Raw genomic sequence first — 26,941 nt, forward strand, 5'->3', positions numbered from 1 at the left:
GTCAGCGCGCGCGGCCGCCGGGCTCCGGGAGCCCGGCGAGAAGCAGTTCGACGGCGTCGTCCAGCAGGTCGAGCGCGGACATCCGGCCGTCGTGCTGATACCAGAGCATCAGCACGGCGTTGACCGCGCCGCCGAGCGTGGACAGCACCAGCGCCGGGTACAGATCGGCCTTCGGATCCACGCCCGTGCGGCGGGCGATCGCCTCGATCATCGGCGCGATGGTGTCGTGGTTCATGGCCACCGCGCGCGAATGCAGGGTGGCGTTCTCCTGAATGGCCTTCATGCGGCCGAGCCACTCTTCGCGGTTCTCGTCGACTTGGGCGAAGTCTTCCTTCAGCGCGTCGACGAAAGCGCGCGGAGTGCTGACTTCCTTCGGCGTGGCAAGGAACTTCTCGATGGTGCGCTGGGTCCGCTCCGCGGTGTCGGCGTGCGCGATGACCACAGCGTCCTCTTTGGACGCGAAGTAGTTGAAGAACGTGCGCGGTGAAACCCCCGCGGCCGCGCTGATGTCTTCGACCGTCACCTGGTCCAGGCCGCGTTCGGCGACGAGCCGGACGGCGGTGGTCGCCAGCGCGCGGTGGGTTTCCAGCCGCTTGCGCTCGCGGAGACCTTTGACGGGTTCGGGCATGAGCACCACGATACGCGCAAAGATGCAGATACTGCAAAATTGCAGTTTGTGAACCGTGCCACTGCCGGTCGGCGCCGGGCCGCCTGGCAGACTGCGGCGGGTGAGCGGAACGGTGCTGGTACTGGGCGGACGCAGCGAGATCGGCCTCGCGGTCGCGGAACGGCTCGCCAAGGGCGGGGCGCGCCGGATCGTGCTGGCCGCGCGACGGAGCGCGGACCTCGGCGCGGAGTCGGAACGGCTGCTGGCCGCGGGGGCGGAGACCGTCGACGCCGTCGAGTTCGACGCCGACGACCTCGCCGCGCACGGGCCGTTCCTGGAGAAGGTCGTCGCGGAACACGGGCCGCTCGACGTCGTCGTCACCGCCTTCGGGATCCTCGGCGACCAGGCGCGTGCCGAAGCGGACGCCGGACACGCCGTCGCGATCGTGCACACCGACTATGTGGCTCATGTGAGTGTGCTGACGCATGTGGCCAATGTGCTTCGTGAGCAAGGAAACGGCAGCCTCGTGGTCTTCTCTTCGGTCGCCGGGGTGCGGGTCCGGCGGGCGAACTACGTCTACGGATCGGCGAAGGCGGGCCTCGACGGTTTCGCGAGCGGGCTGGCCGACGCCCTGCACGGCACCGGTGTGCATCTGCTGCTCGTCCGCCCCGGCTTCGTGATCGGCCGGATGACCGAGGGCATGTCGCCGGCGCCGTTCTCCAGCACTCCCGATCAGGTCGCCGACGCGACGGTCGCCGCGCTCCGGAAGCGCCGGGGAACGGTGTGGGTGCCGGGACTCCTGAGGCCCCTGTTCGCGGTGATGCGCGTGGTGCCACGCGCGATCTGGCGCCGCATGCCCCGCTAGGGAAGCGCTACGCGGTCGGTCCGGCACTCGGTGTCGCGACCGGCTGTCCGCTTGATCACTTCGAATGGTCCGAACGGGCTTTAAGACCCGGTTATGACACGTTTCTCAGGTAATTCCCAGCTAACGCGGTGATCCTCGAATGCGGGGGATCATTCACGGAAGCGGGGAGAAGGTCGTGCTGCTCACGTCGCGAGGACGGCGGATCGGCGGCCGTGTCGCACTGGGCCTGGTGTCGACGGCGGTCTTGGGGGTCACGGGTTTCGCGTGGACCCAGCTGAGCCGTTTGGACGAAGCGATCGTCACGGCCGACGTGATCGCCCCCTCCGCGCAGGTACCCGACGGCCCGGCGGGCGAACCGCTGAAGGTGGCGCAGAACATCCTGCTCGTCGGAATCGACTCCCGGACCGACACCAACGGGAACCCGTTGCCGCAGAACGTCCTCGACGCGTTGCACGCCGGAAGCGGCGACGACGGCGGCGACACCACCGACACCATGATCGTGGTCCACATCCCGGCGGGCGGGGCGGGCGCCACGGCCATCTCCATCCCGCGTGATTCCTATGTGGACATCGCAGGCGGATTCGGCAAGCACAAGATCAATTCGGCGTACAGTCGCGGCAAGAACGCCGCGATGAACACGCTGCGCGCGCAGGGCCTGTCCGGCCCGCAGCTCGAGGTCAAGGCCAACGAGGCGGGCGCCAAGCTCACGATCCAGACGATCGAGCAGTTCACCGGCCTGTCCATCAACCACTACGCCGCCGTCAATCTCGCCGGGTTCTCCGCGCTGAGCGAAGCCGTCGGCGGTGTCGAGGTCTGCCTCAACAACCCCGTGCAGGACAAGTTCTCCGGTGCGTCGTTCCCGGCGGGCAAGCAGTTGCTTTCGGGCCCGCAGGCGCTGGCCTTCGTGCGGCAGCGGCACGGCCTGCCCAGCGACCTGGACCGCATCGCGCGGCAGCAGGCGTTCCTGTCGAGCATGGCCAAGACCGTCCTCGACGCCGGGACCTTCACCGATCCCACCAGGCTGAGCTCCCTGATCGGCGCGATCCAGGGTTCGGTCGTGCTCGACCGCGGCTGGGACGTGCTCGGCTTCGCGCAGCAGCTGCGGGGGATGAGCTCGGGGGCGCTGAAGTTCCAGACGATCCCGGTACAGAGCCTTTCGCTGCCGACGCCGTCCGATGGTGACGCGGTGAAGGTCGATCCGGCCGAGGTGAAGGCGTTCGTGAAGTCCGCGCTGAACGCGACGAGTGTCGCCGCGGTGGGGGATTCGACCGGCGGGATCGGGATCAAGCCGGTCGCGGCCACTTCTTCGATCGCGGCTCCGCCTTCGTCGTCCGGTGCTTCCACGCCGCCCGCGATGGCAGGCTGCGTGAACTGAGGCTTAGACATCGAGCACGATCTTGCCGCCCCGGGCCCGTGAGACACACGGATAAATAACGTCGGTGCGGTCTCGTTCATGGGGTTGTAGTACATCGTCCCGGTGGTCGGGAACGCCGGCGAGCACCGGAGTGAGGCAGCTGCCGCAGACCCCGTCGACGCAGGACGCGGGCACGGCGGGGTCGACTTCGTGAATGGCGGCCAACAGGGTGCCGTCCGCGGGTACCGACACGGTCCGCCCGCTGCGTCGCAGCTCCGCCTCGAACGCGTGGTTCTCCCCGGCCCGAGCCGTGGAGGCGAACCTTTCGACATGCAGTGTCCCCTGTGGACAGCCGATCGGCATCGCCTCGGTCACCGCTTCGATCAATCTCGTGGGACCGCAGCAGTACACCGCGGAGCGGTCGGGCAGCGTTCGCATCAACGCTGTCAAATCCGGCCGAGGACACGTGTCGGCGGGGTACAAAGAGACCTGATCCGGATAGGTCGCGGCGAGTGGACCTGCATAAGCCATTCGGGCGAGTGACCGCCCGCGGTACACCAGCCGCCAGGGAACACCGGCCACGGTGAGACGGGGGAGCATCGGCAGGAAGGGCGTGATCCCGATGCCGCCGGCGACGAACAGGTACGCCGGAGCCTCGGCGATCGGGAAGTTGTTGCGGGGCCGTCGGATCCTTACCTCGGCCCCTCGCGTCAGAGCGTGTGCTTCGACTGAACCGCCACGGCCCGAATCCTCGCGCAGCACGGCGAGCCGGTATTCGTGCGTGTCGGCGGGGTCCCCGCACAGCGAATATTGGCGGATCAAGCCCGACGGCATGATCAGATCGACGTGCGCACCAGGTGTCCACGGGGGCAGGCGATGCGCACCGACAGAGGCCAAAGTCAGCTCGACGGTGTCTTCGGCGACTCGTCGCCGATGGGTGACGATGACAGGGAGGGAAGGATCGGAGTCGTCCCGGCCCCAACGGGTTCTACCCCACGGTTTCGAGACGGACAGGATGGTGGCGGTCCACAGCGAGATCGCGAAACACCCGACGGTGACGACGAGTGCGACACCCAATGACCCCGCCGTGGCGGCCGGGTCTTCCGTGCGTGCGACCAGTTCGCTGACCCATCTGCTTTCCACGGCGGCCGCGGCCGGGATGCTCAGGGAGATCAGGAATTTGGTCAGCACCCACCGGTGCTTGACCAGCCCCCACGGCGTCCCCAGCGAAAGGACGAGACCGGTCACGATCGTCAACACCACACTGGGGATCACGATCACAAGGTCGAAGACGTGGAAGATCTCGTAGGCGCCGTGCCGCACGGCGTGGGTGTCGGCGAGGAGTCCGACAAGCGCGAGTGTGAGCATTCCCAGCGAAAGGCCCAGCCAGCCGACGCTGAAGCCGATGTGCAGGATGAGCCAGATCTTCCTGACCCGTAGTGAAAGCCGGGGGAACCGAGGCCGCAGACCGACCACGATCGCCACCGAAAGCGCGATTCCGAAGTTCGGCACCGGGTTCGGGAAGGCGAAGAGGAACTGCAGCGGCACGAATGCGAGGTGGAAGCCGATGGCAAGCCTTCTAGCGCCAGGCTTCGGCAAGCCGACGGCGCACCCGAGGGACAGGGCGGCCGCTACGGCGTAACCGATCACCCCCATCGTGCGGATCGTCGGCAGAAGAGTGTTCTCCCCGGGAAACAGGACCAAGATCGCGACGACGGAGAACGCCGCGAAGCCGAGTTGCCATCCTCGCGGGCGTGCCCGAGGGGACATTTTGCGCCAATCATGGAAAAGGGATTTCGTCATGTGCTGAAGTGTCGTATTCGGGCCGCACCAGTCGCATCGGCACGACGACGCGAAACGCACGCCGAGAGAGGGATACCCGTCACCCGCGACTACAACTTTCCACTGATGCCCTTCGGAGGTGATCGGATTACGTTGATCGGTATGCCCATCGAGGTCGCGCTTCCGTTCCCCGTGCCGACGCGGGTGGCCGACGGTGTGCTGGCGGTCTGCTGCGCGCTGACGACCACCCCGTTCGCGGTTTCGGGTCTCATCTACGGCTACTTCCGCTGGCAGCCTCCGCTGTGGTTCTGGCTCCCGGCCGCGATACTGGTGGGGGGCGCGGCCTGGTTCCGGCGGCGCCATCAGTGGTGGTTCGCGGTCATCGCGCTGACGGGCTGGGTGGCGCTGTCGGGGATCTTCGCGGTCGTGTTGGCGCAGTACACCGTGGCCGAACGCACCCGCTCGTGGCGGCTCACCGCCGTCGGCACGTTCGTCACGCTGGTCGTGGTCGGCGTACCGATCTGGCGGCTCGGCGGGTTCGACGCGAGTCTTCCGCAATGCGTCGCCGTCTGCGTGGCTCCCGCCCTGCTGGGCCTCTATGTCGGCACCCGGCGCGAGCTGATCGCCGAGATGCGTGAACGGGTCGAACAGGCCGAACAGGACCGGGACCTGAGGGTTCAGCAGGCACGCAGTGACGAACGTGCCCAGATCGCCCGCGACATGCACGACGTCGTCACCCACCGCGTTTCGCTCATAGTGCTGCACGCGACCGCGCTGGAAGCGACACGCGGCCGCGACGTCACCACGGTCGCCGCACGGATAGGGACGATCGGACGCGCGGCACTGGACGAACTGCGCTCCCTGGTGTCCGTCTTGCGAGCCGATAGTGCGGTTCCGCTTACGCCGCAACCAGGTTTGGCGGATCTCGCCGATCTGGTGGACCAGACCCGGGCGCTAGGTGTTCCTGTCGTCCTTGACGTGAACTCCGGCGTGCCCGCACCCGCGCTGGTCCAACAGGCGGTGTACCGGGTGGTCCAAGAAGCGCTCACCAACGTCCGGAAGTACGCCGGCGATGCCGTAACCCAAGTCCGCGTACGTCGTGAAACCGACCTGATTCGGCTCGTCGTGCTCAATGAGGCCGGCACCGAGATCGAACGACAGGGTGGTTTGCCCGGCGGCGGACACGGTTTGCTCGGTATCGCCGAGCGAATCCGGCTCCTCGGGGGCGAACTGACCGCGGGGCCCACCGCGGGCGGGGGTTTTCTCGTCGAAGCCGTGGTCCCCGTCACCGGGGAGTCCGAACGGTGATCCGTGTTCTCATCGTCGACGACGAGTGGATGGTGCGTTCGATGCTGCGCACGATCATGGAGTCCGCCGACGACGTCATCGTCGCAGGTGAGGCCGCTGACGGTGCAGAGGCGGTGAGTCTGGCCAGGTCCACCCGGCCCGATGTGGTCCTGCTGGACATCCGGATGCCCCGTGTCGACGGTCTCGACGCCGCTCGCCGGCTACAGGGGTTGACGGACCCGCCGAAAGTCGTGGTCTTGACGACCTTCGATCTCGACGAATACGTCGACACCGCGCTGCATGCCGGAGCGGTCGGTTTCCTGCTCAAGGACGCCACGGCGAACGACATGCTCGCCGCGGTACGGTCCGCCGCCCGTGGCGACGCGATGCTCTCGCCCAAGGTCACCCGCCGTCTCCTCACCCGGTTCACCGCGGGTGATCCCGTCACCGGGCCGCGAGCCGACGCCGAACGGCGGCTCGAGGTATTGACCGCCAAAGAACGTGAAGTGCTCGTCGCGGTCGCTCGCGGTCTGTCCAACACCGGTATCGCCGCCGAGCTCTATCTCAGCGAAGCCACGGTGAAAACCCACGTCAGTCGTATCCTCGCCAAACTCGGGTGCGTCAATCGTGTGCAGGCCGCCCTGCTCGCCCATCGCGCTGCTCTGCTTGATTGATGTTCGCCGGTCTTGTCCGAGCTGTGGGCATGACGAGGGGCCCGTCGCCTGGTGGCTGGCGGGCTCCTCGGGGTTCAGACGTGGTGCAGGGTGTTACGGCGGGGTTTTCGGAGCGGGTCTCGGTATTGGGGTGGGATGAATTCCGGTAACCCGTCGGCGGCCATGCGTACTTCCCAGTCGCCGTGGTGGATCAGCCGGTGGTGGAAGCCGCAGAGCAGCACGAGATTCCGGAGATCGGTCGGTCCGCCGTCTGCCCAGTGCTCAATATGATGGGCGTGGCAATTCTTCGGCTTCCGATGACAGCCCGGGAAGGCACAGCCCCCGTCTCGGATGTTGAGCGCTCGTCGTTGGCCGGGGGTGACGAACCGTCTCAGGCGCCCCATATCCAGCGGCTCGCCCGAGGCACCCATCACCACCGGCACCATCAGGCAATCACAGGCGGCAAGCCGGGCTTCCCGTGCCGTCATCGTCCCCACAAAGTCGAGACACGCGGTCCCGAGACCGGACTTCAGTTCCTCAAGTCCGATGGTCACGTGCACCAAGGTCCGGTAGCCGCTGGTCCCAGGTTGGTCCGGGCACGCGATGGCCAGATCGAGCAGTTCGGCCCAGGCATCTCCCATGCGCTCGCACTTCATCCGCAGATCCGCCTGCCCGAACTCATCCACCGGCCGCGGCTGCGCATGCGCCTCCAACGCGGCCGCGGTCCGGGCACCGGTCTCGTCATCGAGAAGGCCGGTGAGCTTCCAGAACCCATCCTTACGCCGCTCCAGGGTGATCTCGCGGCGCGGTTCCTTCGGCTCGGGGTCTTTGGGTTCTTTGCCGTCCGGGTTGAGCAAGCCCTGCAGGTTCGCCTCGGCCTTGGCGAGCTGCCGCGGACCGGCAGTCGGGGCGAGATTGGCGAGGATCTGCTCCGCACCCGCCCGCTCCTCCGCCGAAATGTCGGCAGGGAGGTTTTTCAGGATCTCCAGGATCTGGTCGATCCGCTCATCCCCGACCAGTCCCTGAGCGGCGACGGCGGCGGTGGCGGGAGCGAGAGGCGGAACCTCAGTGCCATCCAAGGCTCGGGTGGGGTTCAACGCGATCGCGCGCTTCACGATCGGACCCGCCTCACCGCGTGACAGCCCCGCAATCTCCGCGAACCAACTGGCCGTACTCCCATGCCCGTACAAGTCTTTCGCGCCCCGAGACTCGATCTCCGCCAGGAACCGGCCTAGACAGGCGGTCGCGATCCGAATCAGCTGCAAGGACTGCTGCACGCCATGGGCAAGCTCCAGCTTGCCGGCGCGCCACAGTTCCTGCGGCAACTCGGGGAGGAAGGTCTCGGACACGCCGCAATAATACCGCAAGTCCGTCGAACATGTGTTCGTAATTTTAAGCAACAATCGAAAACGTGCGAATAACACTGAAGGGTGATTCGGTCGCGGAACGGCGACTACCCGGAAGCAAGTCAAGATTTTTTTGAACCGCATCGCGCCGCCGTCCGTGTCCCTGGAGCCGGGGAAGTCACGGAGACGGGGATGGTGTGATGAAGCGCTGGACGGTTCTGCTGAGTCTTTCCCTCTGCCTCACCGGTTGTGCCGCGACGGTAGGGGGAGCGGCACAACCGGTGGACCCCACCCGCGTCGCGGGGCTCGAGATCACCGACGGCCCCAGCGGGTTCAAACCCGGCGTGCTCGACGCCGGTCTCCCGGTCGTCGGGGGTGACGGCGGCGAGATCGACCGGCTCGCGGCCAACGCCGTCGCCGACGTCCAGCGGTATTGGCGCGAGCATCTGCCCGCGACCTTCGACCGGGAGTTCCGGCCGCTGACCACGCTCGTCTCCTACGACTCGGGTGGCCGCGGCCGCGAGGTCTGCGGCGCCTCGACCGCCGGGCTGGTGAACGCCTTCTATTGCGCGGGAGAAGACGTCGTCGCTTGGGATCGCGGGGAGTTGTTGCCGATGCTCAACGATTCCCTCGGCCCGGCGGCGGTGATGACCGTGCTCGCCCACGAGATCGGCCACGCAGTCCAGTTCCGGCTCGGTCTGCCGGGCGCGGCGCCGTCGATCGTCAAGGAACAGCAGGCCGATTGCTACACCGGGGCGTACCTCCGCTGGGTCGCCGAGGGCAGGTCGCCCATGTTCCAGGTCTCCACCGGCCGCGGGCTCAACGAGGTGCTCACCGCCTTGTTCCAGATCCGCGACTCCGCGGGGGTCGCCTTCGACGACGACGGCGCGCACGGCAACGCGTTCGACCGGGTTTCCGCGTTCCAGTTCGGGTTCACCGACGGGCCCGCGCGGTGCGCGAAGATCGACGTGCGGGAAATCGAAGGCCGGAGCACACAAGGCGGATTCGGTTCGGCCGCGGCGAACGTCCGCCTTGACGATCGCCAGGCACTGGCCGACCTCACCACCAGTCTGCGGCAGGCCTTCCGGCTCGCGGCCACCCCGCCGACGCTCACCACCGGAGCGGCCTGCGGCGTGACGGCGGAGGACGCGCTCGCGTCGTACTGCTCGGAGTCCAACCAGATCAACCTCGACCTCGACGGCCTCGTCCGCATCGGGACCCCGCCGCGCAGGGGGCGGCAGGGCGGAATCGGTGACTTCGCCGCGTTCGCCGAGGTCGCGTCGCGCTACACGCTCGCGGTCCAACAGGAAGGCGGGTTCCGGCTCGACGGCCCGGTGGCCGCGCAGCGCACCGCGTGCCTCACCGGTTTCTGGGCGTCGACCCTCACGGACGGCGGAGCACTCACGTTGTCGCCGGGTGACCTCGACGAGGCGATCGCCGAGATGCTGACGCGGAACAGCCTGATCGCCGCGGACGTCCGGGGCCGGACGCTTCCGGCGGGTTTCGCGAGAGTCGCCGCCTTCCGCGACGGTTTCTCGTCCGGCACCCAGGACACCTGCGGCACGAAGTACCGCTAGCCGCCAAGTCCGTGAAGGCCTCCTTGCCTACCTTGAGGGTAGGGAAGGAGGCCTTCACGGACTTGGCCTTCAGATCAGACGAAGGCGCTCTGGCCGGTGATCGCCTTCCCGACGATCAGCGTGTTCATCTCCCGCGTGCCTTCGAACGAGTAGATCGCCTCGGCGTCGGTGAAGAACCGCATGATGTCGTTGTCCAGCACGATCCCGTTGCCGCCGAAGATCTCACGGCCCCAGGCGACGACCTCCCGCATCCGCGAGGTCACGAACGCCTTCGCCAGCGACGAGTGCTCGTCCTTGAAGATCCCGGCGTCCTGCAGCCGCGCCAGTTGCACCAGCATGCCCCACGACGCGGTGATGTTGCCGAGGCTCTTCACCAGCAGGTCCTGCACCAGCTGGAACCGCGCGATCGGACGGCCGAACTGCTTGCGCTCCTTGGCGTAGTCCAGCGCGAGTTCGTAGGCGCCGATCATCACGCCGAGCGCCTGCCAGGCCACGCCGCCCCGCGTCGCGCGCAGGATCTCGGCGACGTCGCGGAAGGAGTCGATGCCCTGCAACCGGTTCGTCTCCGGCACCCGGACGTCGGTCAGGGTGATCTCGGCGTTCTCCACGATCCGGAAGGCGAATTTGTTCTCGATCTTGACGGGCACGAATCCGGGCGAGTCCTTCTCGACCACGAAACCCTTGACGTTGTTGTCCTCCTCGTCGCGGGCCCACACGATGACCAGGTCGGCGAAGGTCGCGTTGCCGATCCACTTCTTGGCGCCGTTGAGGATCCAGGTGTCGCCCTCGCGCCGCGCCGTGGTGCGCATGCCGCCCGCGACGTCGGAACCGCCGAGGGGTTCGGTCATCGCGAAGGCGCCGATCTTGTCCATCGCCGCCATCGACGGGAGCCAGCGATCACGCTGTTCCTGGTCGCCGCCCGAGTAGATGCTGTACATCGCGAGTCCGTTGTGGACACCGAAGAACGTGGCCACGGACGGGTCCGTGCGGGTCATCTCCATCGCCATCATGCCGCTGAGCAGATGGCTGGTGGCCGGGAGGTGTTCGCCGTAGCCCTCGTAGGGCAGCCCGGCGAGGCCGAGTTCGCGGAACTTGCCGACGAGTTCGTGCGGGAACTCGCCCTTGGCCCAGTACTCGTTCACCAGCGGCTTGACCTCGGTGCGCATGAAGTCGCGCGTCTTGAGCAGCAACTTGCGCTCCTCTTCGGGCAGCAGGTCCTCGTAGGCGTAGAAGTCGGCGGTCATTTCAGTTCTCCTCCCTGGCGGCACCGTCCAAAGCGGACAGCACGGCGAGCTGCTTGCGGTCGCGCGTCTCGGCGAGTTCCGAGTACGTGGAGGAGCCGTAAGCGGATTCCACGGCTTCGATGAGCCGTTCCTGTTGTTCGGGGTCTTGTGAGGGCTGCCCGAGGCCCGCCCACATCTTCTTCATCGACTTGCCGATGTGCTCGGCCATGTGCCGGTAGCCGCCGGGGCCGCCGCCCAGATGCGAGCCGAGGAACGGCCCGACCGTCGACCAGCGGATGCCGAGCGAATTCGTCATCACCGCGTCCAGTTCGGACGGTGACACGACACCCTGTTCCACCAGGTAGATCGCCTCGCGGCTCAGCGCGTTCTGCAGCCGGTTGCCGACGAAGCCGGGGATCTCCTTGCGTTCCACCACCGGAGTTCGGCCGGCGAACCGGTAGAACTCCACGGCACGCTCGACCGACTCGGCACTCGTGCGCTCACCGGGTACGACCTCGACCAGCGGGATCAGATGCGGCGGGTTGAACGGGTGTCCGATGAGGACTCGCGACGCGTCGTCCAGCTCCGCCGCGAACGCCGTCGAAGGGATCGCGGACGACGAGCTGAGCAACAGCGCGTGAGACGGTGCTTCGCGGACCAGCGTCGCGAACAGGTCCTTTTTGAACTCGACGTTCTCGGGTCCGTTCTCCTGCACGACGTCCGCGTTCCGGACGGCCTCCGCGACGTCGGCGGCGAGGTGGACGCGAGGGGCGAGTTCCGCGACGGTCCGGCCGAGATGCGGGGCGAACGTCTCCAGTGCGTCCGCGACGGCGTCGGCGAGATCCGGCCGCGGATCCGAGACCTGGACCTCCATGTCGTGCGCGGCGAACAACGCCGTCCACGACAGGCCGATGGTGCCCGCGCCGATCACCGCGGCGGTGCGAAAAGTCATGACCGTGCTCCCTTCAAGTAGTCGAAGACCGGCTTGACCGGGGCGAGCGTCAGGTCGGTGAGGATGTGGCTCGCGGAGACGACCTCCAGCACCGGGAGATCGGCGAGCGGGGCCAGGACGTGCTGGAACAGCTGCAACCGCGCCGGCCCGGTCCAGGCCTCCTTGACCACCACGTCGGTGATCTCGGTGCGGACCAGCTCGAACACCCGGGGCGAACCGTCGTAGTCCGGGATGGTCTTCAGCATGAACGTCGGCACGGTGATCTGCGCTTCCGCCTCGGCCACGTCCAGCCGGTGGTGCTTGTAGCCCATGGTCGCGGTGGCGACGCGCTGGCTGCCGTAGTCCAGAGTCCCGACGAGCGCGCCGTTCTCGGCGAACAGCCTCGGCGAGCCGATGGTCTTCGGGTAGGCGCTGATCTCGCGGCCGGACGCGGTGGCCGGGAAGTTGTCGAGGTACATCGCGTGCAGGTACTCGCCGCGTTCGCCCTCGAAGCTCACCGGGATCGCTTGCCCGGACTCGGTGTAGGGCCCGTAACCGCTGACGTCGCCCATCTTCATCACCTCGAACCGCACCAGCGGCTCGTCGATCTCCAGCGGCTCCGGCACGACGGCGCGCAGGGCGTCGGCGTCGGTGCGGTAGACGATGTTCAGGTACTCGCGGTTCGTGAACCGGGGCACCACCGGGGCGTACGCGGGGTTGGTGAGCGGCGTGGTCACATGCCGGAGAACGTCTTGCTGCTTCATCTCACTCTCCAGTCCACTGTGGAGCGCGGCGCTCGGCGAAGGCCTGCATGCCTTCGCGGACGTCGGCCGACTTCATCAGCGTCGGAAGCTCCGAACGCTGGGAGGCAAACGCTTGCGCGTCGGGAACGCCGTCCGCCGTGCGGACGATCTTCTTGACCAGTGCCAGCGCCAGGGGAGCGTTGGCGGCGATCCGCTCGGCCAGTTGCAGGGCGACCGCGGCGGCCTCGCCGCTCGGGACGACCCGGTTCACCAGCCCCAGGCTTCCGGCGCGTTCGGCGCCGATCGGCTCGCCGGTGAGCAGGAACTCCATCGCCAGGTGATGCGGGATCCGCTTCGGCAGCCGGATCACCCCGCCACCGGCGGCGATCAACCCGCGTTTCACCTCGGGGAGCCCGAACTTCGCGTCCTCGGCGGCGACGATGAGGTCGCAGCCCAGCGCCAGTTCGAACCCGCCACCCATCGCCCAGCCCTCGACGGCGGCGATCAGGGGCTTCGAGAGTTCGGCCTCGGTCAGCCCGCCGAACCCGCGGCCGGGGATCTCGGGCGATTCGCCCTTCAGCGCCGCCTTGAGATCCATGCCGGCGCTGAACGAGCCGTCCGCTCCGGTCAGGACCCCGGCCCGCAACGTGGGATCGGATTCCAGCAGGTCCAGTGCTTCGGCAAGGCCCGCCGCGACGGCGGCGTTCACCGCGTTGCGCGCCTGCGGCCGGTCGATCGTGATCAGCAGCGTGCCGCCGACCCGTTCCGTGCGTACTTCGTTGGTGCTCATGGTTCTTCCTCAGTGAATGGTGGCGAGTTCACGCAGGACGTCTTCGGTGTCCTGACCCGGCAGGGGAGCCAGGCGCCGGACGGAACCGGGGGTCGCGGAGAACTTCACCGGGATGCCGATGGTGCGGATCGAGCCCTCGCTCGGGTGCTCGACGACGTCGAGCAGATGGCCGTCGCGGACGTATTCGTCGTCCTGCGCGTGGTCGAGTTCGAGGACGGGCGCCATCGGGATGCTGTGCTTCGCGCAGACCTCGGTCCATTCCGCGGTGGTCAGCGCCGGGGCGCATTCGGCGATCATCGCGGCCAGCGCCTCGTGGTCGGCGCCGTCGATAGCGTCGCCGTTGACCCGCGGGTCCTCGGCCAGTTCCGGCCGCCCGGCGGCGTGGAAGAAGTCGCGGAAGTTCTGCGGGTTGTACGGGATCACGCAGGCCATGCCGTCCTTGGTGTGCACCGCCTGGTGGCCGGGGTTCATCGACGGGCCGAAGCCGGTCGGGCCCTCCGCGGGCTCGAAGACGTGCCCGGCGAGATGCTCGACGAGGTTGAACGCGATCAGCGTGTCGGTCATCGGGATCTCGACCCGCTGGCCCTCGCCCGTCCGGTCGCGGTGCACCAGCGCGGCGAGCACGGTGTAGGCGATGGTCAGGGACGAGACCTTGTCGCCGATGATCGTCGGCAGGTAGACCGGCTTGCCCAGGGCGCGGTTCGCGACGTCGACCAGCCCGGACGACGCCTGCACCGTCTCGTCGTAGGCGGCGTGACCCGCGCGGTCGGAGTCGCCGCGGAAGCCCTGCGCGTGGGCGTAGACCAGGCCGGGGTTACGCGCGGCGAGGTCGGCGTAGTTCATGCCGAGCCTGCTCAGCGCGCCGGGACGCATGTTGGTGATCAGCACGTCGGCGGTGTCGATCAGTTTGAGCGCCTGCTCGCGTTCCTCTTCGTCCTTGAGGTTGAGGGCGACGCTGCGCTTGTTGCGGTTCACGTTCAGGTTGAGCGCGGTCATCCCCGGCGTCGTCCGGAACCTGCCCACCCGCACGGTGTCGGCGGGGGACTCGATCTTGATGACGTCGGCGCCCAGGTCGCCGAGGATCTGCGCGGCGTACGGGCCCATGACGACCGTCGAGAGGTCGATCACGCGAACGCCGTCCAGTGGTCCGGTGGCGGTGTGAGTCATTTTGCTTCCCTTCGCCGTTGTTCGCTCTACAACCGAAGTTAGGTGCGAATTACGATGAAGGGAATGATCAAGAAAAGCAGAATGGTATGACCGCGGTGGTCATACCATTCTTCAGGTCGAAAGCGGTTCGGCGAAGATCTCGCGGACTCCGGACACGAGTTCGGCGAGGTCGCCCTCCTCGCCGCGGTCGCGGCGCCAGACCAGGGCGGTCTCCAGCTGGGGGCGGAAATCGGCGAACGGCAGGATGGTCGCGCCGTCGACCAGGAACAGATGCATCGGGCTGGCCGGATCGAGCATCGTGATCGAGAACGACGAACCGTTCGCCACCAATTCGGAAATGCCCGAATATTCGGTTCCGCCGACCTTGAGCCGTTTCTTGATACCCGCTTTCGACAGGGTGTGGTCCATATCGTCCGAATAGGCCGGAATGCTCTCCGACGCCGACGGGATGTAGGACAGATCACGCAGTTCGGCGAGGTCCACCGTTTCCCGTCCGGCGAACCGGGCGGCCGGGACGACCGCGCCGAGCCGCTCCACCTGAACCGGGACGATCTCCAGCGCGGGATCGGTCACCGGCATCCGGACCAGCGACAACGCCAGCTTGCCTTCGTGCACGGCGGCGACCAGATCGGGGGTCGTGCCCGGCCAGCGCTTGAGCTCGAAGCGGTCGTGACAGCGTTCTTCGAGGCGTTTGACCCGCTCGCGCAAAGCCGGGTGCACGCCGGCGGGGATGCCGACGAACACGGTGCTCCGCCGGGGTTTCACCGCTTCCTGCAGCCGCCAGGGGATCGCGTTGACCTGTTCGAGGACGTCCCGCGCGATGGGCAGCAGCGCGGAACCCGCCGCGGTGAGCGTGACGTGGTGCGTGCTGCGGTCGAACAGCCGGTGGCCCAGTTCGTGTTCGAGATCCTTGATGCGCTGGCTCAGCGGGGAGGCGGCCATATGCAGTTTGCGGGCCGCCTGGGAGAAGTTCAGTTCCTCGGCGACGGCCACGAAATACCGCAAGTGCAACATCTCCACCCGGTCACCCTAACCGCAGAGCCACCGTGAACGCGGCTCCGCCTTCCGGCGCCGGGCCCGCCGTCAGCGTGCCGCCCATCCGGGTGACCAGGCCGTGGGCCAGCGCGAGCCCGATACCCGAACCGACCGGGCGGCTGTCGCGGTAGCGCCGGTTCAGCACCCCGCGCTCGAACGCGACCGGATAGTCCTCCGGCGCCAGGCCGGGACCGCCGTCCCGCACCGCCAGCCGGGCCTGGCCGTCCGCCGCGACCAGCGAGAACACGATCGGCGCGCCCGCCGGGGTCACGCGCAGGGCGTTCTCGGCCAGTCCGTCGACGACCTGGCGGAGCCGCCGCGGATCGGCGATGACCGGCACCTCGCCGGGCGGCCGCTCGACCACCAGCGTGACGTCCTGCCGCGCGCACCGCAGCCGCCAGACGTCCGCGCATTCGTCGACCAGCGCGGCGAGATCGAGCCGCGCCGGGTCGAGGCGGAACTCGTCCGCGCCCAGCCGCGCCAGCTCCAGCAGATCGCTGACCAGGCGTTCCAGTCGCTCCGCCTCGCGATGGATGGTCTGCCCGGCGCGGCGCGCGTCCTCGCCTTCGGCCACGCCGTCGCCGATCGCCTCGGCGAATCCGGTGACGGCGGTCAGCGGCGTCCGCAGTTCGTGCGACACCGAAAGCAGGAACTCGCGCTGCCGCGCCTCGCTGTACTGCAGCGCGTCGGCCAGTTCGTTGACCGATTTCGCCACGTCCGCGACCTCGGACGGGCCTTCCACCGGAACCCGCAGGTCACGACGCCCGGCGCGCATCCCGCTCGCCACCGACGCGACCCGGCGCAGCGGCCGTGACAGCATCCGGCTCAGCACCAGCCCGGCGATCGCGGCGACCGCCAGCCCGGCGCCGAGCGCGAGCACGGTGTTGCGCACCAGCGTCCGGCCGCGTGCCTCGCCGATCTCCGTCGCTTGGACGAGCGCGAACGCGGCCCCCTTGGCGCCCACGGTGCGGACTTCGACCAGGTACTGCCGTCCTTCGACGAGCACCGTGGCCGAGCCGGTGCGGGTCAGGCCCGCCTTGGTGGCGGCGATCGCCGCTTCCGTCCCGGCGCCGCCGAGTGTCCCGTTCGGACGGCGGACGACGACGTCGATCCCTTGCCCGCGCACGACTTCCGCGACCTTGCCGACGCTGAGCCGGTTGCCGATCCCGGTCTCGTCGAGCTGGCTCGCGACCACGTCGGCCTGTGCCGAGAGCGACTGCCGGAGCACGTCGGTGCCGGTGGTGCGGATGAGCCGGGCCGCGACCAGCCCGGCGACCACCACCGCGACCGCGGCGATCGCGAGGCACACCACGGTGATCCGCAGCGCGAGCGACGTCCGGTTCATCCGGCGTCCGCCGCGTAGCCGATCCCGCGGACCGTCCTGATCGGACTGTGCTCGCCCAGTTTCCCGCGCAGCTGGGCGATGTGGACGTCGACGGTCCGCGTGCCCGCCGACGCCGCGTACCCCCAGACGGAACTGAGCAGCTGCTCGCGGCTGAACACCTGGCCGGGCCGTCGCGCCAGATGGGTCAGCAGATCGAACTCGGTCGACGTCAGCGCGATCTCGGCGCCGCCCGCCCAGACACGACGCTGCGTGACATCGACACGGACGTCGCCCGCGGTGTAGGTCTCGGCGGGCGACGGCGCCCCGGCGGCCCGCCGCAGTACCGTCCGGACCCGCGCCGAGAGTTCACGCGGGCTGAACGGTTTCGTCAGGTAGTCGTCCGCGCCGATCTCCAAGCCCAGCAAGCGGTCCAGCTCGTCGTCGCGCGCGGTCACGAACAGCACGGGCGTCCAGTCGCCGTCCGCGCGCAGCGTCCGGCAGATCTCGATACCGTCCATTCCGGACAGTCCGATGTCGAGCACGATCGCGACCGGGCGCGTCCGCCGGATCGTGGCCAGTGCCGCGCCACCGTCCGCCTCCACGTGCACGCCGAACCCGTCCCGCCGCAGGTACAGCGAGGCGAGTTCGGCGATCGCGGGGTCGTCCTCGACGACCAGCACCAGCCCGCGTCCCGGTTGTGTCGTCACCGGCCGATCCTGTCACGGGGCCGGGTCGCCGGCCATGTCCTGCTCGATCGAGTCGAGGGTGTGCTGGACGTCGCTCAGCTCGCCCGGCGCCGGGCTCGACGCTGGCGCGTCGTCGTCGCCGCACGCGGCCGTGCCGAACAACGCGAGCGCGGTCAGACCCGCGGCCAGCAGGCGTTTCACTTGCCCGCCTTGCAGTGCGCCCCGGCGAACGCGTCGAGCTTCTGCTTCGCCGCGGCGAGTTCGGGAAGCCGTCCGCTGCGCTCGTCGGCACGCTTCTGGAGCCTGTCGGCGGTGTCGTTGTGGCCCTTCTTGCGCTGGCCCTCGGCCCTGGCCTTGAGGTTCGCGACCGAACCGCGGACCTCGGGGCCGCCGTTGATGCGTTCGGTGAGCTTCGTGGTGCGCTGGGTGAGCTTGGGCAGCCATTCGGCGCACAGCGTCTGGGACTCTTCGGGGCTCAGGGTGATCGGTGCCTGGGCCGAGGCGGCGGGGGCGAGCGCGACGAGGCCGGCGGCGGTGAGGCAGACGGCGATGGTGTGTTTCAGCATGCGAAGAGCGTGGCGCGGCCGGATACGAGGAATGTGGGGGAAATGTTCGGGTTTTGTAAGCGATACTCGGACGATGGGGCTCAAGACCTTGACCGCCACCGTCGTGGCGACACTACTGCTCACCGCCGCACCCGCGGTCGCTTCACCCGCGTTCGTCCTGCGTGACGGCGTCAGCGAGCCGGTGTTCTCCTACGAGAAGGCCATCCGGGAGACCGCCTGGGTGGAGACCGGACAGGACCTCGACCGCGACGGGCAGATCGACCGCGTCGCCGCCGACATCATCCGCCCGGCGGAACCGGCCGCGCGAGGGCAGCGCGTCCCGGTGATCATGGACGTCAGCCCGTACTTCGAAAAGGTCGGGCGCGGCAACGAGCGCCAGCCGAAGACGTACCTCCCCGACGGCACGCCGTCGCAGTTCCCGCTCTTCTACGACAACTACTTCGTCCCGCGCGGATACGCGGTCGTGCTGGTCGACGTCGGCGGCACCAATCGCTCGTCCGGGTGCTTCGACGACGTCGCGTCCGGCAACGGCGTCGTGAACTGGCTCAACGGGCGCGCTCAGGCCTTCCGCACGCCGTTCGGGCCCGAGCGGGTCCGCGCGGGCTGGGCGAACGGGTCGGTCGGCGCGATCGGGAAATCGCAGGACGGCGCGACGGCGATCGGGATGGCGGCGTCCGGGATCGAGGGGTTGAAGACGATCGTGCCGATCGCGGGGGTCAGTTCGTACTACGAGGTCCACAACTCCCACGGCGCCTACTTCGGCTGGGCGGGCGGCGCCGGGTTCTACAACGAGCGTGCCGAGAAGCTGTGCCGTCCGTTCGAAGAGGACAACGCGCGGCGCGCGGGGACGGACGGGAACTTCAACGAGTACTGGCGCGGGCTCGACTACGTCGCGAAGACCGGCAAGGTGCGCGCGAGCGTTTTCGCGTCCATGGGCTTCCACGATCTCAACGTCAACCCGATCCAGTTCGGGCCGTGGTGGGAGGCGCTGAACGCCCACGATGTGCCGCGCAAGGCGTGGCTGCACCAGGCGGCGCACGTCGATCCGTTCGACCTCGACCGGTCGCTGTTCGTGCGGACGCTGCACCGCTGGTTCGACCGCTGGCTGCTCGGCGTCCGCAACGGCGTCGAGACCGAACCCGCGATCCGCGTCGAGCACACGCCGGACCGCTGGACCGACGAACGCCGCTGGCCACCGGTGACGGGGACGCGCGTGATGTGGCCATCGGTGGCGGGCGGACTGGGGAATCGCCCGTCGCCGGGCACGGCTTCGGTGACCGACGATCCGGCGCGCGGAGCGTCACAGTGGGTGGAGAACCCGTCGCAGCCCAGCCCGGATCGGGTCGTCTTCGCCGGTGAACCCGTGCGGGCGGACACGCGCGTGGCCGGGACCGCCACCGTGACGGTGACCGCCCGCTCGGACAAGCCGAGCGCTCGGCTCGGCGCGGTGCTGGTCGATTACGGGCCCGCGACCGTGCGGAACACGACGTGGCCGGCGCTCGGCACGAAGGACCTGACGACCCGTTCCTGCTGGGGCACGGGCACCGCCGCGGACACCGGCTGCTTCCTCGACACCGTCGCCGATCTGACCACTGTGGACAAACAGATCGTCGCGACCGGCTGGGCGGACCTCGGCCATCACCGGTCGCTGTGGCGGGGTGAGCCGCTCGTGCCGGGTAAGGCGTACACGATGACGTTCCGGCTGAGCAGCCTCGACCACGTCGTCGCGGTGGGGCACCGGCTGGCGCTCGTCCTGGGCGGGACCGATGGGGACATGTTCGACCCGGCGCTGCCCGCGCTCGGCTCCCGGGTGACCATCGAACTGGGCGGGACTTCGCTCTCGGTGCCCATCGCCCGCGTTTAGTCCTCTGAATGCGGTGGGCGGCGTGTTGCGAAAGCCACTTTCGCAACCTTCAACGTTACGAAAGTGGCTTTCACAACGTCGGCGACGGTGGGCCTTCGTCCTGGCGGCGCCATCGCGAGGTTCCGGTGCTGTCAGGCGCGTCGCGAAAGCCACTTTCGCGACGTCTGATGTCCCGAAAGTGGCTTTCGCGACGTGAGCGCCCGGGCGCGGGAGGAGGAGATCGCGCCCGCGTTCAGTCCTCTGAATGCGAGAGGGGAAGGGTGCCGTCTCGCTAAGGTCGTAACCATGAGCCTGCCCGACTTCTGGCTGCGCCGGCCCGCCGTCCCGGCGTCGGCCGCGCTGCGCGAGCGGTTCGACGCGCTGCTGGACGAAGCGCTCGCGGCCGGCCCCGACCGGCCTGTCGATTACCACGTCGACGCGCCGAAATGGCAGTTCCTGTGTCACGTCGCCGACCGCGCGGATTTCGTCCTGCACGGCTCGGGTGACCCGGGTATCCCCGAATTCGTCCCGCGCCGTCCGCCGGACATCACGGAGTTCGGCAGCAGGCACGCGGTGTTCGCGGCGGCCGACGGGATCTGGCCGATGTTCTACGCGATCCTCGATCGCGACAGCGCTCAGGTGTCGATGTGCAACGCGTGCGTGCGGGCCGGTGGCGAGGCCCGCTATCACTTCTCGATCAGCGCACCCGCCTTGGCGCGGCGGCCGTGGCGGACAGGGACCGTGTACCTGCTGCCGTCCGCGACCTTCGACCTGGAACCGGCGGACGGGGACATCCGGCCGACCCAGGCCGCCAGCCCGGTGCCGGTCCGGCCGGCCGCCAAACTCACCGTCGGACCGGAGGACTTCCCCTTCCTCCACGACGTCCACGGCCACGACGACGCGGAACTGCTCGCCAGAGCGGCCGCCGCCCCGGATGGCTTTCCCTGGCACGAACCCCGGTGAAGGAGAACGCATGGCGAAGATCCAGCGCATTTCCGTCCACGGCCACACGAGCGCGAGCCCCGATGCCGTCTACGCGCTCCTCGTGGACCGCGAGCATTGGCCCGATTGGTCGCCCATGGGCTCGTTCCGCCTGCTCGACAAGGGCGACGCCAACGGTCTCGGCGCCATCGGCGTCTTCAGCACCAACGGCGTCAACAGCTGCGAAGAGGTCATCGCCCTCGAACCCGGCAAACGCTTCGGCTACTCGCTGAAGAAGGGGCTCCCGGTGCGGGACTACCGCGCCTACGTCGACCTCACCCCCGAGCGGGACGGCACCGCGATCCACTGGCATTCCACGTTCACCGCCAAGATCCCGGGCACCGGCTGGTTCCATCGCCGGTTCCTCGGCCACTTCATCGGGCGCATGGTCGAGAGCCTCGTGGCGCGCGCCTCGCGCGGCGCACCATAAAGTAGGCGCATGGCAGCCCCACGACGCACGCAGGAGGAACGCAGCGCCGCGATGCGCGTCAGGCTGCTCGACGCCACGATCGACTGTCTCGTCGAGTACGGCTACGCGGGCACGACGACCACCCGCGTCGCGGACCGCGCCGGGGTGACCCGCGGCGCGCAGGTGCACCACTTCCCGACCAAGACCGACCTCGTCACCTCGGCGATCCGGCATCTCGCGGCCAAACGCACCGAGGTCGCGATGGCGGAGATCGACCGGCTCAAGGCCTCGGCCGACCCGGTCGGGGACGCGTTGCAGCTGCTGTGGGAGATGCACCAGGGCCCGGTCTTCTCGGCGACCGTCGAGCTGTGGGTGGCGTCGCGGACCGACGCGGAACTGCGCGCCCAGATGGCGGTGGTCGAGCCGATCGCGACGAGCAGCCTGGTCGAGTTCGGCAAGGCCCTGCTGCCGGACCATTCGGCGCATCCGGAGTTCCTGCACGCGGTGTACACGGCGATGGACGTCGTCCGCGGCATCCTCATCGCCAGCTGGGCGACCCGCGACCAGACCGAACTGGAGGCGCGCTGGGAGCGCGGCCGCCGCCATCTGATCCTGCTGTTCGAGGCGTTGATGCAGCCCGCACCCTCTCGTTGAGCGTGTTACTCTCCCCGGGAGAGTGAGGAGGTCACGTGCTCGGAAACCCGTACGACCCCGACTGCCCGACCCGCGCGCTGCTCGACCGCATCGGCGACCAGTGGACCGTGCTGATCGTCGGCGTGCTCGGCGACGGCCCGCTCCGGTTCACCGAAATCGGCAAACGCGTGCGCGGCATCTCGCAGAAGGTCCTCACCCAGACCCTGCGCAGCCTCGTCCGCGACGGGATCCTGACGCGCACCGCGTATCCGGAGATCCCTCCGCACGTGGAGTACGAGCTCACCGCCCTCGGCCGCAACCTCGCCGAACCGCTCGAGATGCTCGACAAGTGGGCCCGGGTCCACATGGGCGAGGTGCTCGACGCCCGCAAGAGCTACGACGGTCAGCTCACCGCTTGACCAGACCGGCCTCGTGCGCGAGCAGTCCCGCCTGGGTCCGGTTCGCACAGCCCAGCTTGACCAGCATCCGCGACACATAGCTCTTCACCGTCGCCTCCGCCAGGTGCAGCCGCGCCGCGATGTCCGCATTGGACAGTCCTTCGCCGAGACAGGCGAGGACGTCGATTTCGCGTTCGGTGAGCCCTTCGGTCTTCCGGCGCGCGTCGTCCCCGCGGCGCCGCCCGTCGGCCGACATCGCCACCAGACGGCGTGCCGCTTCGGGGGAGAGCACCGTATGCCCGTCGGCCGCGACCCGGACCAGCCCGATCAGCTCCTCCGGCGGGGTGGATTTCACCAGGAACCCGGCCGCGCCCGCCCGCAGCGCGCGGATGACGTAGGTATCCGCGTCGAACGTCGTCAGCGCGACGACCGCGGGCGGCTCCGGGAGTTTCGCGATCCGCTCGATGGCGGTCAGCCCGTCGACCCCGGGCATCCGCAGATCCATCAGCACCACGCGGGGCTTGTGCCGGATCACGGCCTCCACCGCCTCGGCGCCGTCTTGCGCCTGCGCGACCACCTCGATGTCGTCCGCGGAGCCGAGGATCGTCCGCAGATGCGCGCAGACCATCGGCTCGTCGTCGACGACGACCACCCGGATCACCGATCCCCTTCCGCCGTCGGGACGTAGGCGGGCAGTATCGCATCGACGCGGAATCCGCCGCCCGGTCGAGGCCCCGCCGCGAACCGGCCGCCGATCAGCTCGACCCGTTGCCGCAATCCGGCCAGCCCGGCGCCCGAACCGCTGCCCGCCAGCGCCGGATCAGGTGGGGCGCCCGCACGCGTGTTCTCCACCGCGACGTCCACACCGTCCGCGTGGTGGCGGAGTTCGACGGTCGCGGACGAGCCCGGCGCGTGTTTGCGGACGTTCGTCAGCGCTTCCTGCACGACCCGGTACGCCGTCCGGGCGACAGTCGGGGAGATCCGGCCGGGGTCGCCACGCACGATCAGTTCGGTCGGGATGCCCACCGACGCCGATTCGGCGACCAGCGTCGCCGGATCGCCCGCCTGGCCCTCGGTCAGGGTGGGCGGCTCGGAGTTCGCGCCGTTGCGCAGCACCCCGACGAGATCACGCAGTTCGTCCAGCGCGAGCGCGCCTTCGCGACGGATGTCCTCGGCGGAGGTCCGCACCGCCTCGTCCGCCGAGACGACGCCGAGTGCGCCGGCGTGCAGCACCATCAGGCTCAACCGGTGCGTGACGACGTCGTGCATCTCCTCGGCCAGTTTCCGCCGCTCCTCGGCACGGGCGCGTTCGGCGAGCAGGTGCTGTTCGCGTTCGGCCCGTTCGGCCCGGTCCCGCAGCGAGCGCAGCAACTGGCGCCGGGCCTCGAAATACAGCGAAAGCGTGGTGGGCAGCGCCGTGCTCAGCAGCCCGAACGGGGTGGTGTTCCAGTGCGCGTCCCACGGCCGGGACGCGCAGATCGCGAGGATCGCGGTCAGCCACAGCAGGGTCCGCCGGTCGATCAGGCGGGCCAGCTGGCTCAGTACCACGGGGGTGATCGTCGGGACGGTCATCAGCGTCAGCTGCCGTTCCGGCACCAGCAGGCCGGGGGAGAGCAGGTCCGAGGCGAGCATCAGCAGCCCGCCCGCCATGATCAGGCCCGCGATCAGCCGGGGGAACCGGAACAGCAGGATCAGCGAGAGATCGAGCAGCACCTGCAGGGTGACGCCCGCGGCGGGCCCCGCCCAGCCGGACGTCGGTTCGCCGAACACGTACAGCGTGACGTCCAGGCCTGCGAACGCGAGCGCCGCCAGCGTGAGCCACCCGGTGTCGACCGGGCCCGGCCGGAACGACCTGCTTCTCTCCACCGGATCACGGTAACCACCCGGCGACCGCGACGGGATGATCCGCAACTTTCGTCTATCCCATGACCCTCCTTACCGGGTATCCGGCCAGGACCGTCTCGGCTGGACTGGAGACCATGAGCATCGCGACCCAGACCGTCCGGACAGGACGGGAGCAGACCTTCGCCCGCCTCCCGGTGCTCGTCGTCGCCACCTTGGCCGGGGGCGCGCTGCTGGCCACGAGCGGCCGCTACGCGCACGGTTTCGACGAGCTGTACTTCCTGATGGCCGGCAAGGAACACCTCGCGTGGGGCTACTTCGACCAGCCGCCGCTGATCCCCGCCCTGGCCGGGGCGATGGACACCCTGTTCCCCGGTTCGCTGGTGATGCTGCGGCTGCCGATGACCCTGGCGGCCGCCGCCGGAGTGGTCGTCACCGCGCTGATCGCCAGGGAACTGGGCGGCGGACGCGGCGCCCAGGTGCTCGCGGCCGGGCTCTACGCGACGTCCGGCGTGATCATCGTCAGCCACTGGATCGGCACCTACGTCTTCGATCCGTTCCTCTGGACGGTGATCGTCTGGCTGGTCGTCCGCTGGGTACGCGTCCGCCGGGACGGGCTGCTGCTCTGGGCGGGCGTCGTCACCGCCGTCTCCCTGCAGACGAAGTTCCTCGTCCCGGCTTTCTGGGTGCTCGCCCTGCTCTCCGCGCTGGTGCTCGGGCCGAGGGAGCTCGTGCGGCGGCCGAAACTGTGGCTCGGCGCGGGAATCGCCGTCGTCGCGACGATCCCGACGTTGCTCTGGCAGGCGCGGAACGGCTGGCCGTATCTGATCATGAACGAGGTCGTCTCGGCGGAATTCCCCGGCACGTGGCCTTTTCTGCGCGACGGCTTCTTGACGGCGGGGGTCGGTGCGGGTGTGCTCGCGTTCGTCTACGGGCTAGTCCGGCTGAACTTCTCCCGCGAACTTCGCGGCTATCGCTTCCTGGGGGTGGCGATAGCCGCGCTGATCGTGGCGTTCCTGGTGCTGCACGGACGTTCCTACTATCTGATGGGCGTCTTCGCGCTGCCGTTCGCGGCCGCGGCGACGGGCTTCGCGAAGCACGTCCCCCGATGGCGGCCGGTGGCGTGGCCGGTGATGGTGCTTTCGGCGGTGATCACCCTCGCCGGCCTGCCGATCTATCCGGCGACCATGGCCAGGACGAGCTTCGGGCCGATCGCGCTCGGCAGTTCCTTCGCCGGTGGTGAACTGCCGCAACAGGAACTGGTCAAGGCGGTCGGCGAGGCGTACGCGGCCCTGCCGCCGGATCAGCGCGCACGCACGGCGGTCTACGCCGAGATCTATCCGTTCGCCGCCGCCACGGAGTTCTACGGCAGGCGGTACGGCATCGACCACGTCTACAGTGGACATCGCGGCTATTGGTATTTCAACCGGCCCCCGGATTCGGCGGACGGCGTGCTGTTCCTGGGATTCGATCCGAGGCTGCTCAAGCCTTACTTCGCCACGGTGACCCCGGTGGTGGAAGGACTGCTGTGGCGGTACGACGGTAGACGGGGTTCCTGGGACGAGATCTGGCCCAAGCTGGAAAGGCACTGACGATGACCGAACTTTCGCTGCCCGCCAAGACCTATCTGCTCGCGTGCGACGTCGGCGAGGCCAAGCTGCGCGACCGGGCTCGTGCGGGCCTGCTGATCCGCGGCGCCGCGCTCACCGATCTCGTGCTGCGCGGCCGCGTCACCGACGCGGACGGCCGGGTCGCGGTGTCGGGCGACGGGCCGACCGGGGACCTCGTCCTCGACGAGCTCCTGGCCGAGATCGGCCGGGAGAGCCCGCGCAAGTGGAAAGGGTGGGTGCGCAAGGACGCGCGTGGCACCTTGGAGGCACTGGAGTCCCAACTGGACACGGCGGGCGTGATCGACTTGAAGACCGCCCGGATCCTGGGGTTGTTCCCGTCGCGCCGTCCGGTCGTGCGGGATCCGGCCGTCGTGGAAAGGTTGCGGGCCTCGGTCGATCAGGCGTTACGCGGTCCGGCGCCGGCGTCCGATGTGGACACCGTGGACGCCGCGCTCACCGCGCTGGTGGCCGCGGTGGAGCTCCGCGGTGTCGTTTCGGGCCGGGACAGGCGTCGGTACCGGGACCGGATCGAAGAACTGGGCGAGCGTGGCGGGGACGCGGTCCCCGCGTTGCGGAAGCTGTTCCGGGAGCTACGGGCGGTGCGGGCGTCGGCAGCGTCCTCATCCGGCGGGGGCTGAACCGAACAGCCGGTCGAGGTAATAGTCCACTGTGGACAGCGCCTCGTCCGGCGTGCGGTGCTTCATCACGATGTTGGTGCCCTGTGAATCGGCGAGGGCCCACAGGATCGCGGACTCGTGCATCGGATCGGCCGACTTGTCGACAGTGCCCGCGTCCTGGCCCTGGCGGATCAGGAGGGCGAGCAGTTCGAACAGCTGCGGGACGCCGTCGGTGAACGCGGCCGTGAAGGAGGGATCGGAGATCGCGCGGATGAAGAACGCGACCCCCATCAGCCAGTCGCCGCGGCGGCGCTCGTCGAGCGGCAGGATCTCGACCATGATCGCGCGGATGATGGCCTGGGGTGTCGACGGCAGTTCGCCGGCCTCCAGCTGGGCCTTGATGCGCTCTTCGTAGACCTGCGAGCGGCGTTCGACGGCGAACAGCAGCATCTCGTCCTTGGTCTTGAAGTAATGCTGCACCAAACCCATCGACATGCCCGCTTCGGCGGCGACGTGCCGGAGGCTGACTCCTTCGAGGCCTCGCGTGGCCGTCAGCCGCGTCAGCGCCTCGGCGATCTCCGCGCGGCGCGCGGCGTGATCCACCTGTTTCGGCACCTTCACCATCCGTTCCGCCGTTTGCAATGCGATCGCATTGCCACTACTGTCCCAGGT

At 68.9% G+C, this 26,941-nt stretch carries 28 protein-coding genes; 12 read left to right on the plus strand and 16 right to left on the minus strand.

From position 1 onward, the window contains the following. Nucleotide 1: 1 nt before the first annotated feature. Complete coding sequence (locus AMK34_RS22290) at nt 2-628, minus strand: TetR/AcrR family transcriptional regulator (protein WP_038516823.1); 627 nt, start codon at nt 626-628, stop codon at nt 2-4. 100 nt (nt 629-728) lie between these two features. On the opposite strand from AMK34_RS22290, the gene AMK34_RS22295 reads away from it, so the two are divergent. Together AMK34_RS22295 and AMK34_RS22300 are read left to right on the plus strand one after the other, a co-directional pair. After that, on the plus strand, nt 729-1,472 hold the full coding sequence (locus AMK34_RS22295) for an SDR family NAD(P)-dependent oxidoreductase (RefSeq protein ID WP_073846674.1): 744 nt from the start codon (nt 729-731) through the stop codon (nt 1,470-1,472). 175 nt (nt 1,473-1,647) lie between these two features. Continuing rightward, nucleotides 1,648-2,847: an LCP family protein gene (locus AMK34_RS22300; protein ID WP_073847157.1), complete on the plus strand. Its 1,200-nt coding sequence runs from the start codon at nt 1,648-1,650 to the stop codon at nt 2,845-2,847. A gap of 3 nt (nt 2,848-2,850) precedes the next feature. Here AMK34_RS22300 and AMK34_RS22305 read toward each other — a convergent pair whose 3' ends face one another. After that, nucleotides 2,851-4,629 carry a PDR/VanB family oxidoreductase gene (locus AMK34_RS22305; RefSeq protein ID WP_083649963.1) on the minus strand — a complete coding sequence of 593 codons (1,779 nt, stop codon included), beginning with the start codon at nt 4,627-4,629 and terminating at the stop codon, nt 2,851-2,853. A gap of 141 nt (nt 4,630-4,770) precedes the next feature. Here AMK34_RS22305 and AMK34_RS22310 point away from each other — a divergent pair, with 141 nt between their 5' ends. Next, entirely contained in the window at nt 4,771-5,916 is a 1,146-nt protein-coding gene (locus tag AMK34_RS22310) for a sensor histidine kinase (RefSeq protein WP_228694599.1), read from the plus strand. Beyond that, complete coding sequence (locus AMK34_RS22315; RefSeq protein WP_073846675.1) at nt 5,913-6,569, plus strand: response regulator; 657 nt, start codon at nt 5,913-5,915, stop codon at nt 6,567-6,569. Before AMK34_RS22310 ends, AMK34_RS22315 begins: the two co-directional genes overlap by 4 nt. 74 nt (nt 6,570-6,643) lie before the next feature. On the opposite strand, the gene AMK34_RS22320 is transcribed toward AMK34_RS22315, so the two are convergent. Beyond that, nucleotides 6,644-7,897: an HNH endonuclease signature motif containing protein gene (locus tag AMK34_RS22320; protein ID WP_073846676.1), complete on the minus strand. Its 1,254-nt coding sequence runs from the start codon at nt 7,895-7,897 to the stop codon at nt 6,644-6,646. A 197-nt stretch (nt 7,898-8,094) separates the two neighbouring features. On the opposite strand from AMK34_RS22320, the gene AMK34_RS22325 reads away from it, so the two are divergent. After that, the gene (locus AMK34_RS22325; RefSeq protein WP_073846677.1) at nt 8,095-9,471 is read left to right on the plus strand and encodes a neutral zinc metallopeptidase; all 1,377 of its coding nucleotides are present in this window, start codon (nt 8,095-8,097) and stop codon (nt 9,469-9,471) included. Nucleotides 9,472-9,545: 74 nt separating this feature from the next. Here AMK34_RS22325 and AMK34_RS22330 read toward each other — a convergent pair whose 3' ends face one another. From AMK34_RS22330 to AMK34_RS22370, 10 genes are all read right to left on the minus strand, one after another. Continuing rightward, nucleotides 9,546-10,715: an acyl-CoA dehydrogenase family protein gene (locus AMK34_RS22330; RefSeq protein ID WP_073846678.1), complete on the minus strand. Its 1,170-nt coding sequence runs from the start codon at nt 10,713-10,715 to the stop codon at nt 9,546-9,548. A gap of 1 nt (nt 10,716) precedes the next feature. Further along, nucleotides 10,717-11,646, minus strand: a complete 930-nt coding sequence (locus AMK34_RS22335; protein ID WP_073846679.1) for a 3-hydroxyacyl-CoA dehydrogenase NAD-binding domain-containing protein — start codon at nt 11,644-11,646, stop codon at nt 10,717-10,719. After that, complete coding sequence (locus AMK34_RS22340) at nt 11,643-12,389, minus strand: acetoacetate decarboxylase (protein ID WP_073846680.1); 747 nt, start codon at nt 12,387-12,389, stop codon at nt 11,643-11,645. Before AMK34_RS22340 ends, AMK34_RS22335 begins: the two co-directional genes overlap by 4 nt. Before the next feature lies 1 nt (nt 12,390). Further along, nucleotides 12,391-13,158 (minus strand): crotonase/enoyl-CoA hydratase family protein, encoded by a 768-nt coding sequence (locus tag AMK34_RS22345; protein WP_073846681.1) that lies wholly within the window; start codon nt 13,156-13,158, stop codon nt 12,391-12,393. 9 nt (nt 13,159-13,167) lie between these two features. Beyond that, nucleotides 13,168-14,325, minus strand: a complete 1,158-nt coding sequence (locus tag AMK34_RS22350; RefSeq protein ID WP_073846682.1) for a CaiB/BaiF CoA transferase family protein — start codon at nt 14,323-14,325, stop codon at nt 13,168-13,170. Between the two features lie 111 nt (nt 14,326-14,436). Next, nucleotides 14,437-15,345, minus strand: coding sequence for a LysR family transcriptional regulator (locus AMK34_RS22355; protein WP_073846683.1), 909 nt, complete (start codon nt 15,343-15,345; stop codon nt 14,437-14,439). A 4-nt stretch (nt 15,346-15,349) separates the two neighbouring features. Further along, complete coding sequence (locus tag AMK34_RS22360; protein WP_073846684.1) at nt 15,350-16,705, minus strand: HAMP domain-containing sensor histidine kinase; 1,356 nt, start codon at nt 16,703-16,705, stop codon at nt 15,350-15,352. Next, nucleotides 16,702-17,391 carry a response regulator transcription factor gene (locus AMK34_RS22365; RefSeq protein WP_073846685.1) on the minus strand — a complete coding sequence of 230 codons (690 nt, stop codon included), beginning with the start codon at nt 17,389-17,391 and terminating at the stop codon, nt 16,702-16,704. The genes AMK34_RS22360 and AMK34_RS22365 overlap by 4 nt, the downstream gene beginning before the upstream one ends. A 12-nt stretch (nt 17,392-17,403) precedes the next feature. Beyond that, nucleotides 17,404-17,571, minus strand: coding sequence for a hypothetical protein (locus tag AMK34_RS43245; protein ID WP_198941720.1), 168 nt, complete (start codon nt 17,569-17,571; stop codon nt 17,404-17,406). Further along, the gene (locus tag AMK34_RS22370) at nt 17,568-17,936 is read right to left on the minus strand and encodes a hypothetical protein (protein WP_073846686.1); all 369 of its coding nucleotides are present in this window, start codon (nt 17,934-17,936) and stop codon (nt 17,568-17,570) included. The genes AMK34_RS43245 and AMK34_RS22370 overlap by 4 nt, the downstream gene beginning before the upstream one ends. A gap of 73 nt (nt 17,937-18,009) precedes the next feature. Between AMK34_RS22370 and AMK34_RS22375 the strand changes: the two genes are divergently transcribed. The 5 genes from AMK34_RS22375 (at nt 18,010) to AMK34_RS22395 (ending at nt 22,221) form a co-directional block, all read left to right on the plus strand. Next, nucleotides 18,010-19,800, plus strand: a complete 1,791-nt coding sequence (locus AMK34_RS22375; protein ID WP_073846687.1) for a CocE/NonD family hydrolase — start codon at nt 18,010-18,012, stop codon at nt 19,798-19,800. A gap of 285 nt (nt 19,801-20,085) precedes the next feature. Further along, the gene (locus AMK34_RS22380; RefSeq protein WP_073846688.1) at nt 20,086-20,742 is read left to right on the plus strand and encodes a hypothetical protein; all 657 of its coding nucleotides are present in this window, start codon (nt 20,086-20,088) and stop codon (nt 20,740-20,742) included. A gap of 10 nt (nt 20,743-20,752) precedes the next feature. Further along, on the plus strand, nt 20,753-21,190 hold the full coding sequence (locus AMK34_RS22385; protein WP_073846689.1) for an SRPBCC family protein: 438 nt from the start codon (nt 20,753-20,755) through the stop codon (nt 21,188-21,190). A 51-nt stretch (nt 21,191-21,241) separates the two neighbouring features. Beyond that, nucleotides 21,242-21,823 carry a TetR/AcrR family transcriptional regulator gene (locus AMK34_RS22390; RefSeq protein WP_016332589.1) on the plus strand — a complete coding sequence of 194 codons (582 nt, stop codon included), beginning with the start codon at nt 21,242-21,244 and terminating at the stop codon, nt 21,821-21,823. A gap of 35 nt (nt 21,824-21,858) precedes the next feature. Then, a complete protein-coding gene (locus AMK34_RS22395; protein WP_037343032.1) occupies nt 21,859-22,221 on the plus strand; it encodes a winged helix-turn-helix transcriptional regulator in 363 nt (120 codons plus the stop codon). On the opposite strand, the gene AMK34_RS22400 is transcribed toward AMK34_RS22395, so the two are convergent. Then, on the minus strand, nt 22,211-22,861 hold the full coding sequence (locus tag AMK34_RS22400) for a response regulator transcription factor (protein ID WP_038516785.1): 651 nt from the start codon (nt 22,859-22,861) through the stop codon (nt 22,211-22,213). The two genes, AMK34_RS22395 and AMK34_RS22400, sit on opposite strands and share 11 nt — an antisense overlap. After that, a complete protein-coding gene (locus AMK34_RS22405) occupies nt 22,858-24,066 on the minus strand; it encodes a sensor histidine kinase (protein ID WP_038523968.1) in 1,209 nt (402 codons plus the stop codon). Before AMK34_RS22405 ends, AMK34_RS22400 begins: the two co-directional genes overlap by 4 nt. Nucleotides 24,067-24,179: 113 nt before the next feature. On the opposite strand from AMK34_RS22405, the gene AMK34_RS22410 reads away from it, so the two are divergent. Next, nucleotides 24,180-25,634, plus strand: coding sequence for an ArnT family glycosyltransferase (locus AMK34_RS22410; RefSeq protein WP_073846690.1), 1,455 nt, complete (start codon nt 24,180-24,182; stop codon nt 25,632-25,634). 2 nt (nt 25,635-25,636) lie between these two features. Then, nucleotides 25,637-26,290, plus strand: a complete 654-nt coding sequence (locus AMK34_RS22415) for a GOLPH3/VPS74 family protein (protein ID WP_073846691.1) — start codon at nt 25,637-25,639, stop codon at nt 26,288-26,290. Here the strand turns inward: AMK34_RS22415 and AMK34_RS22420 are convergent. Beyond that, nucleotides 26,273-26,893, minus strand: coding sequence for a TetR/AcrR family transcriptional regulator (locus AMK34_RS22420; protein ID WP_038516780.1), 621 nt, complete (start codon nt 26,891-26,893; stop codon nt 26,273-26,275). The two genes, AMK34_RS22415 and AMK34_RS22420, sit on opposite strands and share 18 nt — an antisense overlap. Nucleotides 26,894-26,941: the final 48 nt, after the last annotated feature.

This window comes from Amycolatopsis sp. CB00013, assembly GCF_001905755.1.
GTDB classification, from domain to species: Bacteria; Actinomycetota; Actinomycetes; order Mycobacteriales; family Pseudonocardiaceae; genus Amycolatopsis; species Amycolatopsis japonica.

Bases quoted from the DNA above. Each gene is read 5' to 3' on its own strand.
- AMK34_RS22290 (WP_038516823.1), bottom strand. From the start codon at position 628: ATGCCCGAACCCGTCAAAGGTCTCCGCGAGCGCAAGCGGCTGGAAACC.
- AMK34_RS22305 (WP_083649963.1), bottom strand. From the start codon at position 4,629: ATGACGAAATCCCTTTTCCATGATTGGCGCAAAATGTCCCCTCGGGCA.
- AMK34_RS22310 (WP_228694599.1), top strand. From the start codon at position 4,771: ATGCCCATCGAGGTCGCGCTTCCGTTCCCCGTGCCGACGCGGGTGGCC.
- AMK34_RS22325 (WP_073846677.1), top strand. From the start codon at position 8,095: ATGAAGCGCTGGACGGTTCTGCTGAGTCTTTCCCTCTGCCTCACCGGT.
- AMK34_RS22330 (WP_073846678.1), bottom strand. From the start codon at position 10,715: ATGACCGCCGACTTCTACGCCTACGAGGACCTGCTGCCCGAAGAGGAG.
- AMK34_RS22335 (WP_073846679.1), bottom strand. From the start codon at position 11,646: ATGACTTTTCGCACCGCCGCGGTGATCGGCGCGGGCACCATCGGCCTG.
- AMK34_RS22340 (WP_073846680.1), bottom strand. From the start codon at position 12,389: ATGAAGCAGCAAGACGTTCTCCGGCATGTGACCACGCCGCTCACCAAC.
- AMK34_RS22345 (WP_073846681.1), bottom strand. From the start codon at position 13,158: ATGAGCACCAACGAAGTACGCACGGAACGGGTCGGCGGCACGCTGCTG.
- AMK34_RS22350 (WP_073846682.1), bottom strand. From the start codon at position 14,325: ATGACTCACACCGCCACCGGACCACTGGACGGCGTTCGCGTGATCGAC.
- AMK34_RS22360 (WP_073846684.1), bottom strand. From the start codon at position 16,705: ATGAACCGGACGTCGCTCGCGCTGCGGATCACCGTGGTGTGCCTCGCG.
- AMK34_RS22370 (WP_073846686.1), bottom strand. From the start codon at position 17,936: ATGCTGAAACACACCATCGCCGTCTGCCTCACCGCCGCCGGCCTCGTC.
- AMK34_RS22375 (WP_073846687.1), top strand. From the start codon at position 18,010: ATGGGGCTCAAGACCTTGACCGCCACCGTCGTGGCGACACTACTGCTC.
- AMK34_RS22380 (WP_073846688.1), top strand. From the start codon at position 20,086: ATGAGCCTGCCCGACTTCTGGCTGCGCCGGCCCGCCGTCCCGGCGTCG.
- AMK34_RS22385 (WP_073846689.1), top strand. From the start codon at position 20,753: ATGGCGAAGATCCAGCGCATTTCCGTCCACGGCCACACGAGCGCGAGC.
- AMK34_RS22390 (WP_016332589.1), top strand. From the start codon at position 21,242: ATGCGCGTCAGGCTGCTCGACGCCACGATCGACTGTCTCGTCGAGTAC.
- AMK34_RS22410 (WP_073846690.1), top strand. From the start codon at position 24,180: ATGAGCATCGCGACCCAGACCGTCCGGACAGGACGGGAGCAGACCTTC.
- AMK34_RS22415 (WP_073846691.1), top strand. From the start codon at position 25,637: ATGACCGAACTTTCGCTGCCCGCCAAGACCTATCTGCTCGCGTGCGAC.
- AMK34_RS22420 (WP_038516780.1), bottom strand. From the start codon at position 26,893: ATGGTGAAGGTGCCGAAACAGGTGGATCACGCCGCGCGCCGCGCGGAG.